Consider the following 15195-nt stretch of genomic DNA (forward strand, 5'->3'; position numbering starts at 1 on the left):
GCTGCTAAGGTAAATACAATATTCCTCCTTGAATATTCTGTTAACTATATGATCTAGTTAAATCATGCCCTAACCAATATAGCGCCTCAAATAAAAGCCTGTCTACAATATTGATACAGTACGTATCGATTATGATTGTTGCGCAGTACCATCAAGTTAACGATTAACAAAAAGTATCCGCTAGATATTAAAAAAAGCCAGCGCTGCATTGGGATGGCAGCACTGGCTATGATTTAAGAAGTTTTAGCAATTAAGCTTTAGGCATGACAGGCGCTTTAATAGTCACTGTCGCACTGACTTCGTCGTTATCATCTAGCAAATCCATGATTAACTCGTCATCAGTTTCAGTCTTTACCTGCCAATTGCCTGTCGCTTGTGGCACACCAGTCGCCATGACAGAGATGGCTTTATTTTTTAAACGAATCATCGGTGGCTTATGCTCATAGCCCTCATGCTCATGACCTAATATATCGTCGGCAATGGTAGCCGCTTGTGCTCGTAGTGGCGCGACATAACGACAGGCAACGCCATTGATGGACATGCAGTCACCAATAGCATAAATATTAGAAGCATTGGTACGTAATGTTGTCGCATCGACCACGATACCGGTACGGCGATTGAACTCAACCCCAGCAGCGGCAGGCAATTTATCATCGACAGTGAGGCCTGTACTAGCTATCACATGGTCTACGATTAAGGGTTCAGGCTGCTGATCAGCCGTAGAGTCGGCACCTGCTATCGGCTTATAGTTTACTTGTAATTTATCATGGCCACTTGTACTGTCATTATCATTGGCGCTGTCGCTAACACGCGTCACGTCAGACACTTGATAACCACCCAAAAAGTTAATCCCTTGAGATTTGACTGCTTGAGCGATACGAGCTGTGGCTTTTGACGGTAGCATTTGTGAAAGCGGTGCATCATTTAAATCAATCAGCGTCACCTCATGCCCAGCTTTTAGCAAATCTTCTGCAATCTCCGTCCCAACCATACCCGCTCCGACGATAGCGACATGTTGACTACCCGTTGCCAGCTTTTCTTGCAGTTGACCAAAGCGTTCAATATGATTAACGTGCCAAACCAAATCTTCTGGCAAGCTTTGCGGAAAGATAGGATGAGCGCCCATTGCTAGTACTAATTTATCATAGCCAATAGTGGCGTAATCCACATTGGCCGGATCTGAGCGCGTAGCAGAGATAAGATGTAATTGCTGACTGGCTGAATCGATGTCACTGACTTGGGTATTGGCAAGTAAATTGACGTTTGCATTCTTAGCTGCATCACTACCTGTAGCCCGTACTAAGTCCGACGCGCGTTTGTTTTGACTAATCGCCATGGTTAGCATGGGCTTGTGGTAACGATCTGCACTATCTGTCGTGACCAACGTGATTGCAATGTCTTTATCTTTCGCACGAATGGCGTCAATGACATGCCAACCCGCCAGTCCTGCCCCAACAATGACGATACCTTTTGATGTAGATGAATGTTCTGCACTCATATAAGCTCCCATTAAGTTGACTATTATGTTTGTTAAGTTTTACAAAATTTGCTGGATATGATTGCTCTTATTGTATCAGTAAACAGCCATGCACTCATCTATTCTCCCGCATCGCTTACGATGTAGTCACTCATTTCAATATTGAGGATATAAACTTACTTACACAAAAAAGCGCCTATTTATAGACGCTTGATATCATTATAAAATGAAATAAACTTTTAATGGTTCAAAATCTTTGACAAAAACATCTGCGCGCGTTCACTTTTCGCGCCTTCAAAGAATTCATCCTTACTACAATTCTCAACGATATAGCCCTCATCCATAAAAATAATACGATTGGCCACCTGGCTGGCAAAGCCCATCTCATGAGTCACACACATCATTGTCATACCGTCGCGTGTCAGCTCGACCATCACATCAAGTACTTCTTGAATCATCTCAGGGTCAAGAGCGGAGGTTGGTTCATCGAACAGCATCGCTACGGGATCCATTGCAAGCGCACGGGCAATGGCGACCCGCTGCTGTTGACCTCCAGACAACTCGGCCGGATACTTCGCCGCTTGCGCTGTCAGTCCCACCCGATCCAAATATGCCATCGCTTTCTTTTTGGCCTCAGACTCTTTACGGCCCAATACTTTAATTTGTGCGACGGTCAGATTGTCGATAATGGTTAAATGTGGAAACAGCTCAAAGTGCTGAAACACCATACCAACGCTACTACGCAGCTTAGGTAGGTCAGTCTTTGGCGCACCGACTGAAATACCATTGACCATAATTTCACCTTTTTGAAAAGGCTCAAGACCATTGACAGTCTTAATCAAGGTCGATTTACCACTGCCCGATGGGCCACAAACCACTACCACATCACCCCTATGTACGTGGGCAGTACAGTCGCTCAAAACCTGGAAGTCGCCATACCATTTGCTGACGTCAGTCATTTGAATGACTATCTCATCACTGGCATGACCATTGTTTGTCACCAGTCCGCCAAAGTCATTTGTATACATATCAGCATTACTCATCACTGGCTCCTAACCACATTATTTTAAAGTTATTAAAAAACACTCAAAACCTCAGACGTTTTTGTACATGTTGCACACCGATAGAAGCGCTTAAGCTGATGACAAAATATACTGCGCCTGCGCCTAATATATAAGGTGTCAATAAACCCATCAGCTCACCACGGACGTAGGCTGCACGGAAAAAGTCTGTCAAACCAATAGCAAATACCAACGTCGTATCTTGGAATAAAATAATACATTGTTGTAAGATAAGTGGCAGCATTTTGCGAAAGGCTTGTGGTAATACGACCAAACGCATGGTCTGCCCATAAGTCATACCCAAGGCTTTTGCAGCATTGACTTGCCCACTACCAATAGACTGAATACCTGCCCGTACCACTTCTGAAAAGTAGGCGGCTTCGAACATCATAAAAGCAACGACACATGAAGCAAAGGCGGCATCAAGTTGCAAGTATTTACCAGCTACCCAAAAATAAATCATCGGTACGGCAAAATAAAACCATAGTAATACTAGTAACAGCGGTACAGAACGAAAGTAATTGACGTAGAGTTTGGCGGGTACTTCTAGCGCCTTAATACCAGATAAGCGCATTAAAGCGAGTACGGTTCCTAAACTGATACCACCGAGAATGGCTAAAAACAATACTTTTAAGGTGGTTAGCATGCCACCCATTAGACCTGGATAGGCCGTTGCAAGTTCGGTCATCATACTCATTTCTGACTCCCTGCAATAAGCCCTGGTACACGCAGTTTGCGCTCAATCAAACCCATGATGGCGATTAAGGATAGATTAAATACCAAATAGATAACAGTCGCGTAAGTATAAATCTCAAGGTTATTTTGAGTATATTCGCTAATGGTTTTGGTCTGGCTAATGAGCTCCATTACGCCGACCAAAGAGGCCACTGATGCGTTTTTAAAGCAGTTGGTCAGCTCAGAGCTAAGTGGCGGCAAGATGATACGAAAGGCTTGGGGTAATAAGACTTGTTTATAAGCTTGCGGAACACTAAACCCAAGAGCGTAAGCGGCATTGATTTGACCTTGTGGTAGTGACTCAATACCCGTACGCACTTGCTCAACGATACGCGCAGCGGTAAATAAGCCAAGCCCGATACTTGCTGAGAGCATGGCTGAGGTATTCGGAGACAAGTCTTTATACCACCATTCTTGTAAGGCCGGTGTTAGCCAACCAGGGGCGACATAAAACCAAAAGAATAATTGAACCAATAAGGGGATATTACGAAAAAAAGTGACGTAGGCGGTGCCGACACTGCGCGCAGTCTTACTTGGCAAGGTGCGCATGATACCAAAGATGGTACCAATGATCATGGCTATCGCCCATGCAATACTACCAATCAACAACAACCAGCCAAGACCGGTGATCATCCAATGTAAGTACAGCTCATTACCGATACCGGTTTGCTCAAAGAGCACACCCCAGTTCCAGCTATAATTCATTTTTGTCTCTCCGAGCAGCGGAAGATAGACTCAAGCGTTAGGTCAATCTAGATGATTTTCCTAAGCGCATGAGTCGGCTATAGTGAGGGACAAATGTCTTATTGTGCAGCGTCTTGTGGCTGAGCACTATCGTGCGGGTTAGCAATTAGAGCCTTTAAGTTGTCTGACATCTCAAAGTTGAGATTGACGTTTTTCGGTGGAATAGGGTTTAAGAACCATTTATCATAGATGCTGTTAATCTCACCTGAGCTAAAGGTATTGGCAAGCGCTTCATCGACCACCGCTTTAAACTCAGGGTCGTCTTTACGCATCATACAGCCGTAGATTTCAAACGACTGTGGTTCACCTACGATGACCCATTCATCAGGATTTTTGGCTTTGGCTTTTTCGCCAGCGAGCAGTACATCATCCATCATAAAGGCATCGGCACGGCCGTTCTCTAACATCAAGAAACCTTCACCATGATCTTTTGCAGAGATGACGTTGGTGTCCATATTATTTTCATCATTATATTTGCGAATGTAGCGCTCTGAAGTCGTACCGGCCGTAGTAACTAAGGTTTTGCCTGTTAAGTCTTCAAAATCTTGAATGCCAGAGTCAGTTTTGGTTAACAAGCGCGTCCCAATCTCAAAAAAGCCATTAGAGAACGCAACTTGTTTTTGGCGCTCCTCATTATTGGTCGTTGAGCCACACTCAAAGTCTACCGTACCGTTTTGTACCAGTGGGATACGAGTTTGTGAAGTGATAAGATTATAACGGACGTTTAAATCTGGCATGTTTAGCTTTTGCTTGACCGCTTCGACAACTTTCATCTCTAAATCGTGTGCATAGCCCATTGGCTGGTTGGGATCATCAGCGATATAAGAAAATGGGATTGAGGAGTCACGATAACCGACGACGATAGTGCCAGAATCTTTTATTTTTTGTAGGGTACCACTAGCACTCGCGGCAGTTTCCGTCGTAGCAGCATCATCTGCTGGAGCTTCGCTGGTCGTTTGATTACTGTTATTACAGCCAGCTAAGCCAAACGCCATAGCAGCAACTAGTGTTAGAGGTTTTGAGAGCGAGTAAGCCATAAGATACATCCTTTTATCAAATTAGTACAAATAGTGATAACTCTGAACATTGTTTATCCTACTGTCCAGCATCCTTGCTGTTACTTTTAGTTATCATAGAGCAACTTAATGTTACTGTACAATACTTTTAACACTCTTAATAGACTTTTTTGCGTATATTCATAATATCTCATGTATTGCAACAAGACCTGTATCAGCACATAAAGTCTCTATTAGGACACTATGACTTAAACTTAATTATCATGCTTGTGGCGTTGTTGATAATTTACCAATAATCCCCATAAAGTTAGCAACTTCTTAATCTTACTAACGACTTATGACTCAAACCAATCACAATACTCAAGTAACGATGGCTAATACGGCTTGTACCAATAACGACGTACGCCAGCGCTTTTTTATTCAAGACTCACCTGTACGTGGTGATGTCGTTCGTCTATCACGTAGTTATGCCAGTACTATCGCTCAAAAGCCTTACCCTGAAGCGATTAAGCGCTTGCTAGGTGAGATGCTAACGGCGGCCAGTTTGCTTATCGGTACTGTCAAAATAGACGGCCGCTTATCTATTCAATTACAATCATCAGACAGTGACAGTTTGCTAAATTGGGCAATGGCTGAATGTGATCAAAACGGTATTATTCGTGCACTTGCCAGCTGGAAAGCTGATACAGATGAGCAAGTACAAGCATGGGAAAACATGACCTGTGCTAATGAAGCCTTCGCTGAGCTTGGGGCTATGGGTCAAGGTGTGTTATTTATTAATATTCAGCCCGATGGCGGTGAGGCGTATCAAGGTATCGTTGAGCGTAGCCATGACAATTTGGCTGACTGCTTGGCCCATTATCAAAAGCAGTCTGCACAAATTCCAACGCTGATTAATTTGGCATCTGATGGCTTGCAAGCGGGAGGTATATTGGTACAAATGCTGCCTCGTACTGCTGAGGAAACCTATGAAGTACAGCAAAACGAAGACGCGGGTATCGATGATGATTTGTGGACGCGTTTGAGTGTGTTGACTCGTACGGTCAAAGCTGAAGAGCTGACCACACTTGATACCAACGAAATCTTGTATCGTTTGTACAATGAAGAAAACGTCGTCGCCCCTAACCCTGTCGAGCTAGCCTTTGGCTGTACTTGTTCACGTAAAAAGTCAGAGATGGCGATTGAGCAAATCGGTGAAGCAGAAGCTTTGGATATCATCGAAGAGCAAGGCGGTACTTTTGAGATGGATTGTGGATTCTGCGGTGAAGTTTATAAATTTAACAAAGACGATGTTACAGCGATATTTGCTGAGTAGTTATTATTAACTTGCTTTGTTTTATTTGAACTCATAATTAAAACCCTCAAGTGTAATGCTTGGGGGTTTTATTTTACTGGATGATTCTAAATAATAAAGTAAGGCTAAAAAGCTAAACCCTCACCTCGATATTTTCGGGATAAGAATGGATGCAAGTGCCTAATATATCCCCTTCTTGATTGGCGTTACTCTGGCCATTATCCAACAACCATGCGACCACTTGTTTGTGCACTCTATCGTTATAAAGTAAATTGTAATGACTCACGCCATAAAAAATAGCCTTGTGTCCTTCAGGTACTGACAAAGCATGTTCACCATCATATTCCCCTAGCGCAGATTCTATGGTTACCAAACCATCGCCCAATAAGCTTGTCGCTTTAGAATCATAATGCGCTTCAACCAGTGTGGCGGCGATAAAATACGTATTGACATGTAGCGGCAACCGCGCAGGATGATGAAAGTCTTGCGGTAGCACACTGCGACCTTCTAAAGACATCCAGTCATCGTCACGAATACTACCATGACGCAAATCGATGATGCCTGTACTACGTAAATCACCCAACTTCGCAAGTGATCCTGCAAAAGGCAGTTTGGCGATCATATCTTGTACAAAATAGCCGATACGCTCTAGGCTTGCCCCATGATGCGGTGAACCAAGAGTAATCAAATTACCCACTCGCTTTACCCAATCAAAGCCTTGCTGTTTACCATAAAACAGGGCACTACGAGCGACCAATCCGCCCATGCTATGTCCAACTAAGTCTATCTGACTGATGTTTGGATTATGTGCTACCAGCTCTTGTAGTACTTTGGAGAAGTTACGACCATTGAGCGAGATACGTCGTCCGGTATTGTAATCAAGATATAAAACGGTGGATTTGGGCAGACTGCGCTTAATATGTGCACCAAGGCTGTTTGGTTCAGCTGGTTGCCAGCTTAAGTGACTCATGCAAAGACCATGGCACAAGATAATAACGCGTCCTGATATCTCTTTGTTTTGCAGCTGTCCACTTCTTGGACGTGAGGCGCTGTCGTATAAAATCATGGGAATCGCGAGGGGATTGTCATGATTGACCAGATGATCGCCCATCACGCCATTTAGGACGTTGATAAGCTGTTTAAAAGATTCTGGTAGCGGACGGGCGTCTTTTTGACTAATTACGTTTTTATACAATCGCAGGGCCAATGCTAGATTATTGCCAACCAAGGATGCTACCCGGCGTACCGCTCCATAGATTCGACCGGTGAGACCACGTTGCCATTTGCTGACATTGCTTTCATTAAAACGCCCCAAAGGACGTAAAACAATCTCACGGTGAATAGCTTCTACAATATCAGTTACCTCCACCACTCCCATTGTAGCAAGCTGTGCTAATCCCTCAAAAAAGTCGCTTAAAGATATAGGATTATATGCAATGGTGGTTCTATCATCGTTTGCCTGTAACTCTATTGCATCATCGATATAGATATATTCAAGCTTAGCCAGCTCTTCATATAAGTCACCTTGAAACCTTGAGCTAGCATCAGAGCCAGAGCTTATATTAGGCTCAAGCTTATTTTTGGCAAATAAATTGTGAATCGAATCGATAGAATCTAGATTGTTCATAGTTTTGACGTATCTGATGATAAGAGTACCTACTCATAGTATCTGCTATATCAGATAAACAAAACCTCTATCCTGTCACATAAGATTGCTGTGCTCATCTTCAATAAATACGAACAACTCACCCTCTATGTCGTTCTCACATCCGTTGCAAACGACTCTGCCAGTATCACATCTCCGTCCTCGCGAGTAATCATGACCGTAGCTGAGCGCGGTGTACTACCGCCTGCGACTGCACCCCACGTATTACCAGGATGCTGAATGTTAATAAATAATGTTTTGAAATCTGGTGTTAGGGTAATACCCGTCACCTCGCAGCCTTCAGGACCGACAAAAAAACGTTTGATATTATCATTATTTGCTCTCATACCGACACGTATTTGCTGTCCTGCCGAGGTGGTTACAGTTGTGCCATCACTAACATTACCCGGTAATGCTGCGAGCAACATACAGTTAGTAGTGTCGGTATAAGCGCCGTCATCAGTCTGAATCCATAATACGCCACGTGGGTCAAAGTACAGACCATCTGGGGAAGAAAGGTCGTTATTGTCATTTAATTGCGATAAGTTCTCTGCTGACAAAGTACTCGGCGCAGCAAATAGATAAATATCCCACTCAAAGCTCGTTGCCGCATGATCACCTCCTGCTTCTGCCCAGCGAATAATATGACCATTGTCATTGCCGCGCGCTTTACCACGAGCCTCATAACTACGTGGGTTGGTTGCAGACACTGGTTGGTCATCACGTTCACCGCGATATTTATTATTGGTCAAAGTCACATAAACTTCACCAGTAATGGGACTGACCGATACCCATTCAGGACGATCCATCTTGGTTGCCCCTAACGTGTCAGCAGCAGCACGAGCAAACACTAATACGTCATCTTGTCCATTGAAGGGCAGCACGCTATTAGAGGCATCCAGTCCGTTTTGACCATGAACTAGCGGCTGCCACTCACCACTACCATCGTCATGAAAGATTGCAACGTATAGCGTGCCCTCATTCATATACTTGTCACCGGCTTTTAGGCCCACCCCTATATCTTTATTGGACCACAAAGCTTTGGAGACAAACTTATAAATATATTCACCGCGAGCATCATCACCCATATAAAAAACCACTGGTTTGCCTTGCTCAACAGGTGCATAGGCACAGTTTTCGTGAGCAAAACGACCCAACGCTGTGCGTTTTTTTGGCATAGAATGTTGGTCAAAAGGGTCGATTTCAGTGATATAACCAAAAGTGTTAAAACCATTTCGGTAATCGTCAGTCGCGGTTGCACCGACAGCAGTCATGTCCCAGCGGGAAAATTCATCAGAGATTTTGGCGTCTTTGGCTTCTGGGGTATGCCATAAATACCCTGAGCTGGCAAAATTTTCTATGGCACCATAACGCTCACGACCATAATTCTGCGCGGCAGTTAATTGACTGGCATCTTGACCACGGGCAAAGACTCCTAAGAAATTCTCTTCTGTGGTCAAATATGTACCCCAAGGCGAGAGTCCTGCACCGCAATTATTATTAATCCCACGAGTCTGAAAGCCTGTTGGATCAAATTTGGTCTTGACCAAATCAGAGCCAGCAACTGGCCCTGCTAACTGCGATTGAGTACTGCTAGTAATACGGCGATTATATTTTGAATTGAGTACCATCTCATAACCTATGCCATCGGCACGGCGAGTCATCTCAACTACAGCCACGCCATGACAATTGGCTTCACGGCGCACATCGCTTGCGAGGCGGCGATTTTTGAATATAGGCGCAGCATTATTATCTTGGATTACATGGTAACCAAACGGGCTTAGCTCGCTACTATTTACGTATTCATGGTTCATGACTAGCAGACCATTCTCTGACGCTTTGGCATTGTACGCATGGCCCTTTTTGCCAAAGAACCACATGCCATCATGGTTATCACCCATGCGCCAATCAAACGACTCAGCGGACTGCTCACGATTGTCTTTCCAATCATCAATACCAGAGATTAATGGCGTGCCCAGTGGTAATATCATCTCAGCTTTATAACCTTCTGCTACACTCATTGTTTCGGCAGTGGAGTGTGCGACTGCTTCAAACTTTAAAGTCTCAGGACGCTTTAAATCACCTTGCGCAGGAATAGCAGCATTATTGTCTTTATTGACAATGGGGCTTCCAGCACTACTTTCATCATTGTCAGCACATCCGACTAAAGGAAGTGCGCCAAAAAAAGCAGCTGCTGTCAATCCTGTACCACCTTTTAGGATACTACGGCGGTTTAGACGACGATCGATAATGCTTTGAAAGTCAGTATTATGAGTAGGATTAGAGTCTTCAACAACTTCGTGGGCAAGATTTTGCTTATTATTTAGTAATGTCGTTTTACTCAATAGTGTCATTGTCAGTCACCTTGCTGTTAGGCTGGATTAGCATAAACGGGGTCAGTCGCAGCTTTGTAATTACCACTACGAAGATGCGGATTACGCTTGAGTCTATTGAACTTTTATGACGATACGATGACATTTAAATAACAGGCTTTATTTAAACAAAAAAATCCCAAGCATTGGCTTGGGATTTTATATTTTTAGACATCAAGTTTTTATTTAAGCTTATAGTTAAAGCAACACTATTGCACTCGCGCCTGCCACTCATGCGCGCCCAATACCAATTTTAGTTTATCATCTGCATGCAATATACCAACCCCACTTGGCGTGCCAGTCATAATTACATCACCTGCTTGCAGACTAAAAGCCTGACTAATCTCGGCAAGTAACTCATAAACGGGGAATAGCATCAGCGCGCTATTACCGTCTTGCTTAAGCTCATCATTAATATAAAGCTGGTAATGCACATCACTGCAGTCGCCAAACGCTTGCGAATCTACCCATTCAGCGAGCACACATGCGCCATCAAAACACTTTGCACGCTCCCATGGATGGCCTTGTTCTTTGAGCTCACTTTGTAAGTCTCGCAAGGTCAAATCTAGCCCTAGCGTGACTGCTTCGATTAAACCAGTCGTACTGACAACCTCTTCTAACGAAGCTGACTTTAAATCCTTGCCCAAACGAATACAGAATTCTGCTTCGTAATGTACTGGATATACTTTTCCACGAGGTGTATCACGGACACTACTAGGAATAACGTCTGATAAAGAGATAATACTTGAAGCAGGCTTGATAAATAGTAATGGACGCGTTGGAACAGCATTGCCAAGCTCAGCGGCGTGAGCGGCATAGTTGCGACCGACGCAGACGACTTTGCCTATCAAATGACGCTTGTTTTGGTTGCTGGTATCATCGTCTATGCTAAAATCATTAGCTTCTCTAACAATGTCATTAATCAAAGAAACATGAGGGGATTCAGTCATAATGCGTTCTCACTATAAAAGGAAGTCATACGAGCATTTACCAAGCAACTTTCATCACTATTTTTCATTATTATCTTTTAGTAGCGGTCAATCAACCGCTCTATCGTAATGTCTGATCATCTATGTAATAAAAACATGGTCCTATATCATGGGATAGTACGTGTCACGACATCTGGTGGTACGTAGCTGGTATGACGATTCATACGTTTTTCAAACCTGCCAAAAACGAATAAAACTACCCATGATAATAGTAAGTAAACAATACCTGCAGCGAAGAATAACTCCATCAAAGTATAAGTACGAGCACTGATAGTACGGGCTACCCCAGTGATATCCATCAGCGCAATCGTTGAGGCTAAGGCACTACCCTTAAGCATAAAAATCACTTCATTACTATATGCTGGAATCACAATACCAAATGCTCGCGGCAAAGTAATACGGGTGAGCTTTTGCCATTTTGACATGCCGATCGCATCGGCCGCTTCAAGCTCACCGACTGGGATGGTCTGAATGGCTCCACGAATAATTTCGGCAAGATACGCACTCGTATTCATCGTAAACGCGATAATGGCGCACCAATAAGCTTGGCTAAGTACTGGCTCCCACAAGAACGAATCACGAACGGCTTCAAACTGGCCAAGACCATAGTAAATCAAGAATATTTGTACCAGCAGCGGCGTACCACGAAAGAAGAAGATATACAAAAAAGGTATAATCTGTACCAACCAGCTTTTGGACAATCTTAATAACGCTAAAACCAAGCCTAAAAATAGCCCAATGATGCCTGAGACTACCACCAGTTGCACGGTCAACACTGCACCGCCCAATAAATCTGGGATATGATCAAAAATAACCTGCCAATTCCAATCCATGAGTATCTCTCCTCTACCCTGTGGTCGATTGACGGCTAAGCTTCTTTGCATAGCGTGCTGCTGGGTTTGCACGCCATTCAAGCCACATCATAAAGCCTGTTATGAGCATCGTCAGCCCCAAATAAATAATCGCTGCTGCCATATAAAACGTAAAAGGCTGCTGGGTTGACTGGGCGGCGCGCGATGACTGATACATAATATCTTTAAGACCAATGACTGATACCAAAGCAGTATCTTTGAGCAGTACCAAAAATAAATTACCCAAACCTGGTAGGGCAATCTGCCACACTTGCGGTAAAGTAATCCGATAAAACGTCTGAAGAGGACGCATGCCAACCGCTTGAGCCGCCTCGCTTTGACCTACTGGAATCTCCTGAATGGACATCCGTAAAATCTCGGTCGCATATGCACCAAAGGCAATAGACAAGGCCATGACCCCGCCCCAAAATGCACTGATCTCAATATAGTCATTATAACCAAAATTTTTGAGTATACTCATGAGCAATATGGAGCCGCCATAATATATGAACAGTACCAATAGTAGCTCGGGGATACCGCGCATCGTGGCTGTGTAAACAGTCGCAATTTTACGTAGTATCCAAACCTTGGACAGCTTAGCAGTCGCACCCAAAAGCCCGAGGACCATGCCTATAATTAAGCTGGTCAAAGCAAGCTTGATAGTGACGGTTGCGCCGCTCAGTAAGAGCGCGCCAAATCCTTGTAAGTCAAACACAGTTGTCCACTCAGTCTCTTTATATTAGCCAGTTAGCAGAATGTTAGTTAAAGAATCCGTATCAATCGTCTTATATCTTCTAGAACAATGACAAATGTCGCCTTGCACAGAGACGATGATTGATTGACTCGGTAGAAATGCGCCGTGATTTTATCATAATCGGCAAGCTCTATGTTACTGCTCATAAGCAAAACCTGTCTATAAATAAACATTGCTATTGTCAAAACCCCGACTACGAGGATAAATTTGGCAAGACTGTACAGTCAGTAAGATAAAAAACCATCGACAAAATAAAAAGGATATCACCAGTTTGGCAATATCCTTTTGACTAATAAGATAAGTATTTTGAGGTTGGCTTATAAACCATTAGAGCAAGACACCTCTATTGAGCAGCAGTATCTGCGATAGGTTCATCGGTTACCACAGTTGGCATAGCAAAGTACTTTTGATTGAGCTTATCATAAGTACCATCAGCTTTTAGATTCTTTAATGATTGATTAATTTTTGCTTGCAGATCATCGCCAGGACGCACAGCGATTGCAAAGTTATCATCGATATCGATCTCATCACCTTTGACCACATAGCCGCTACCTGATGGTGAGCTTAACCATTCTAGCGCTGGCAGCTTATCAGAGATCATTGCATCAACGCGACCTGACCCTAAGTCCAAAAACGCATTGCTCAAAGTATCATATAACTTCATATTTGCTTTTGGATAAGCTTCCTCTAACCACTGTGAAGAGATGGTCGAGCGCTGGGCGGCGATAGAGTGAGCATCGATATCACTACTCAGACTTGGATCAAAGCCACTGTCTTGTTTGGCCAAAAACACCAAAGTATTGCTAAAATAAGGATCAGTAAAGCTGACTTGCTGCGCGCGCTCTGGCGTTATAGACATCGCAGCTACAATCGCATCATACTTGCCAGCCTTCAGGCCAGGAATGATACCGTCCCAATCTTGCGCCGTAATCTCACAGGTGACTTGCATATCCGCACAAATGGCATTGGCCATATCGACATCGAAACCGCCGAGTGTCCCATCTGCATTGGTATAGTTAAAAGGCGCATAAGCGCCTTCGGTACCAACACGTAGCACCTCACCTGACTCAGCCGCTGCCGTAGTTTCATCAACTGTTGCATTAACGTTCTCAGCACTTTCTTGGCTATTACTACAACCAGCTAACGTAAACGCTGCCGCCATAGCCAATGAAGGAGCTAATAAACGATTCACTCTAGTCGATCTCACAACAGACATATTTGCCATTACGATCGCGGAGACAAAATGGTTGCTCATAATCATCCTTGATATTTACTAAAGACCAACAGCTCAGATTTTACTTATTAAATCCGCTATTAATTAGTCGCCGATTCTGTTTGCTCTTCTTCAGCAATCATAGCATTGGCATCGACGCCCTCTTCGTCCACGACGACAACCTTTTCAACACCGTCGGTGGTTGCCGCTTGTTGGGCCGCAGCGGTTGTGCTGGTACCAAAGTAGCTACCAGTGATCTGATCATAGACACCATTAGACTTTAGCTCAGCCAACGCTTCATTGAATTTGGCAACTAGAGGATCACCTTTACGAAAGGCCATGCCCATGGCATCTTCTTCGGTACTAATCTCTTGGCCTTTGACTTCATAGTCTTGACCAGCTTCTGTCTTTAGCCAATCAATACCTGTCACTTTATCTGACATCATTGCACGTACGCGACCTGAAGTTAGGTCTAGATAGGCATTGTCTTGAGTATCATAAAGCTTGATGTCAGCATCAGGGTATTCGTCTTGCAGGTACTGTGACGAGACCGTTGAGCGCTGCGAAGCTACAGGCTGTCCTTTTAGGTCAGCGACACTGATGTCATCGCCTTTTTTGCCGATTAAGATAATGCCAGTGTGAAAGTACGGATCCGTAAAATCTACCACTTCTTTACGCTCAGGTGTGATCGACATACCAGCGATAATCGCATCGAATTTTTGTGCATTAAGTCCAGGAATAAGACCATCCCAATCTTGAGAGATTACCTCACACTCAGCTTGCATTTGCGCACATAGCGCATCGACCAGTTCAATCTCATAACCGATAAGTTTGCCATCAGCATCTGTGTAGCTAAATGGCTTGTAACTTGATTCGGTGGCGATTTTTACATTAATAGGCGCATCAGAAACTGCTGTATCAGAGGCAGCGCTCTCTTCTGGTGCAGTACTATTGTTACAGCCAGCCAGCATCAGCATAGCAGCGCTAAGCGGTGCCAACCATTTGGCTTTATTTACGATTGATGATGTCATAGATATTGTCATA

Annotated in this window: 13 protein-coding genes; 1 reads left to right on the forward strand and 12 read right to left on the reverse strand. The window is 43.8% G+C overall.

The features are described 5' to 3' along the window. Nucleotides 1-250: 250 nt before the first annotated feature. The 5 genes from ACS8FB_RS10600 to ACS8FB_RS10620 all read right to left on the reverse strand — a co-directional run bounded on the left by ACS8FB_RS10600 (nt 251) and on the right by ACS8FB_RS10620 (nt 5012). A complete protein-coding gene (locus ACS8FB_RS10600) occupies nt 251-1498 on the reverse strand; it encodes an FAD-dependent oxidoreductase (protein WP_439262794.1) in 1248 nt (415 codons plus the stop codon). Nucleotides 1499-1716: 218 nt separating this feature from the next. Beyond that, entirely contained in the window at nt 1717-2436 is a 720-nt protein-coding gene (locus ACS8FB_RS10605) for an amino acid ABC transporter ATP-binding protein (RefSeq protein ID WP_439262915.1), read from the reverse strand. A gap of 127 nt (nt 2437-2563) precedes the next feature. Continuing rightward, nucleotides 2564-3235: an ABC transporter permease subunit gene (locus tag ACS8FB_RS10610; RefSeq protein WP_439262795.1), complete on the reverse strand. Its 672-nt coding sequence runs from the start codon at nt 3233-3235 to the stop codon at nt 2564-2566. Further along, nucleotides 3232-3978: an amino acid ABC transporter permease gene (locus tag ACS8FB_RS10615; protein WP_439262796.1), complete on the reverse strand. Its 747-nt coding sequence runs from the start codon at nt 3976-3978 to the stop codon at nt 3232-3234. The genes ACS8FB_RS10610 and ACS8FB_RS10615 overlap by 4 nt, the downstream gene beginning before the upstream one ends. 98 nt (nt 3979-4076) lie before the next feature. Beyond that, nucleotides 4077-5012 carry a glutamate/aspartate ABC transporter substrate-binding protein gene (locus tag ACS8FB_RS10620; RefSeq protein ID WP_439262917.1) on the reverse strand — a complete coding sequence of 312 codons (936 nt, stop codon included), beginning with the start codon at nt 5010-5012 and terminating at the stop codon, nt 4077-4079. A gap of 358 nt (nt 5013-5370) precedes the next feature. On the opposite strand from ACS8FB_RS10620, the gene hslO reads away from it, so the two are divergent. Continuing rightward, nucleotides 5371-6348, forward strand: coding sequence for an Hsp33 family molecular chaperone HslO (gene hslO, locus ACS8FB_RS10625; RefSeq protein WP_439262798.1), 978 nt, complete (start codon nt 5371-5373; stop codon nt 6346-6348). Nucleotides 6349-6460: 112 nt separating this feature from the next. Here hslO and ACS8FB_RS10630 read toward each other — a convergent pair whose 3' ends face one another. The 7 genes from ACS8FB_RS10630 to ACS8FB_RS10660 all read right to left on the reverse strand — a co-directional run bounded on the left by ACS8FB_RS10630 (nt 6461) and on the right by ACS8FB_RS10660 (nt 15182). Continuing rightward, nucleotides 6461-7954, reverse strand: coding sequence for an alpha/beta fold hydrolase (locus ACS8FB_RS10630; protein ID WP_439262800.1), 1494 nt, complete (start codon nt 7952-7954; stop codon nt 6461-6463). 125 nt (nt 7955-8079) lie between these two features. Beyond that, complete coding sequence (locus ACS8FB_RS10635; protein WP_439262802.1) at nt 8080-10326, reverse strand: PhoX family protein; 2247 nt, start codon at nt 10324-10326, stop codon at nt 8080-8082. Between the two features lie 227 nt (nt 10327-10553). Further along, complete coding sequence (locus ACS8FB_RS10640) at nt 10554-11294, reverse strand: fumarylacetoacetate hydrolase family protein (RefSeq protein WP_439262804.1); 741 nt, start codon at nt 11292-11294, stop codon at nt 10554-10556. 146 nt (nt 11295-11440) lie between these two features. Next, the gene (locus tag ACS8FB_RS10645; RefSeq protein WP_439262806.1) at nt 11441-12166 is read right to left on the reverse strand and encodes an ABC transporter permease; all 726 of its coding nucleotides are present in this window, start codon (nt 12164-12166) and stop codon (nt 11441-11443) included. A gap of 13 nt (nt 12167-12179) precedes the next feature. Then, the gene (locus ACS8FB_RS10650) at nt 12180-12899 is read right to left on the reverse strand and encodes an ABC transporter permease (protein WP_439262808.1); all 720 of its coding nucleotides are present in this window, start codon (nt 12897-12899) and stop codon (nt 12180-12182) included. 382 nt (nt 12900-13281) lie between these two features. Next, nucleotides 13282-14163, reverse strand: coding sequence for an ABC transporter substrate-binding protein (locus ACS8FB_RS10655; RefSeq protein ID WP_439262919.1), 882 nt, complete (start codon nt 14161-14163; stop codon nt 13282-13284). 89 nt (nt 14164-14252) lie between these two features. Further along, on the reverse strand, nt 14253-15182 hold the full coding sequence (locus ACS8FB_RS10660) for a transporter substrate-binding domain-containing protein (protein ID WP_439262810.1): 930 nt from the start codon (nt 15180-15182) through the stop codon (nt 14253-14255). Nucleotides 15183-15195: the final 13 nt, after the last annotated feature.

It is taken from the genome of Psychrobacter sp. 1U1 (genome assembly GCF_051847535.1).
GTDB lineage: Bacteria > Pseudomonadota > Gammaproteobacteria > Pseudomonadales > Moraxellaceae > Psychrobacter > Psychrobacter saeujeotis.

What these genes read in the sequence shown, in the direction of transcription:
- ACS8FB_RS10600 (WP_439262794.1), bottom strand. Translation starts at nt 1,498, where the DNA reads ATGAGTGCAGAACATTCATCTACATCAAAAGGTATCGTCATTGTTGGG.
- ACS8FB_RS10605 (WP_439262915.1), bottom strand. Translation starts at nt 2,436, where the DNA reads ATGACTGACGTCAGCAAATGGTATGGCGACTTCCAGGTTTTGAGCGAC.
- ACS8FB_RS10610 (WP_439262795.1), bottom strand. Translation starts at nt 3,235, where the DNA reads ATGAGTATGATGACCGAACTTGCAACGGCCTATCCAGGTCTAATGGGT.
- ACS8FB_RS10615 (WP_439262796.1), bottom strand. Translation starts at nt 3,978, where the DNA reads ATGAATTATAGCTGGAACTGGGGTGTGCTCTTTGAGCAAACCGGTATC.
- ACS8FB_RS10620 (WP_439262917.1), bottom strand. Translation starts at nt 5,012, where the DNA reads ATGGCGTTTGGCTTAGCTGGCTGTAATAACAGTAATCAAACGACCAGC.
- hslO (WP_439262798.1), top strand. Translation starts at nt 5,371, where the DNA reads ATGACTCAAACCAATCACAATACTCAAGTAACGATGGCTAATACGGCT.
- ACS8FB_RS10630 (WP_439262800.1), bottom strand. Translation starts at nt 7,954, where the DNA reads ATGAACAATCTAGATTCTATCGATTCGATTCACAATTTATTTGCCAAA.
- ACS8FB_RS10635 (WP_439262802.1), bottom strand. Translation starts at nt 10,326, where the DNA reads ATGACACTATTGAGTAAAACGACATTACTAAATAATAAGCAAAATCTT.
- ACS8FB_RS10640 (WP_439262804.1), bottom strand. Translation starts at nt 11,294, where the DNA reads ATGACTGAATCCCCTCATGTTTCTTTGATTAATGACATTGTTAGAGAA.
- ACS8FB_RS10645 (WP_439262806.1), bottom strand. Translation starts at nt 12,166, where the DNA reads ATGGATTGGAATTGGCAGGTTATTTTTGATCATATCCCAGATTTATTG.
- ACS8FB_RS10655 (WP_439262919.1), bottom strand. Translation starts at nt 14,163, where the DNA reads ATGGCAAATATGTCTGTTGTGAGATCGACTAGAGTGAATCGTTTATTA.
- ACS8FB_RS10660 (WP_439262810.1), bottom strand. Translation starts at nt 15,182, where the DNA reads ATGACATCATCAATCGTAAATAAAGCCAAATGGTTGGCACCGCTTAGC.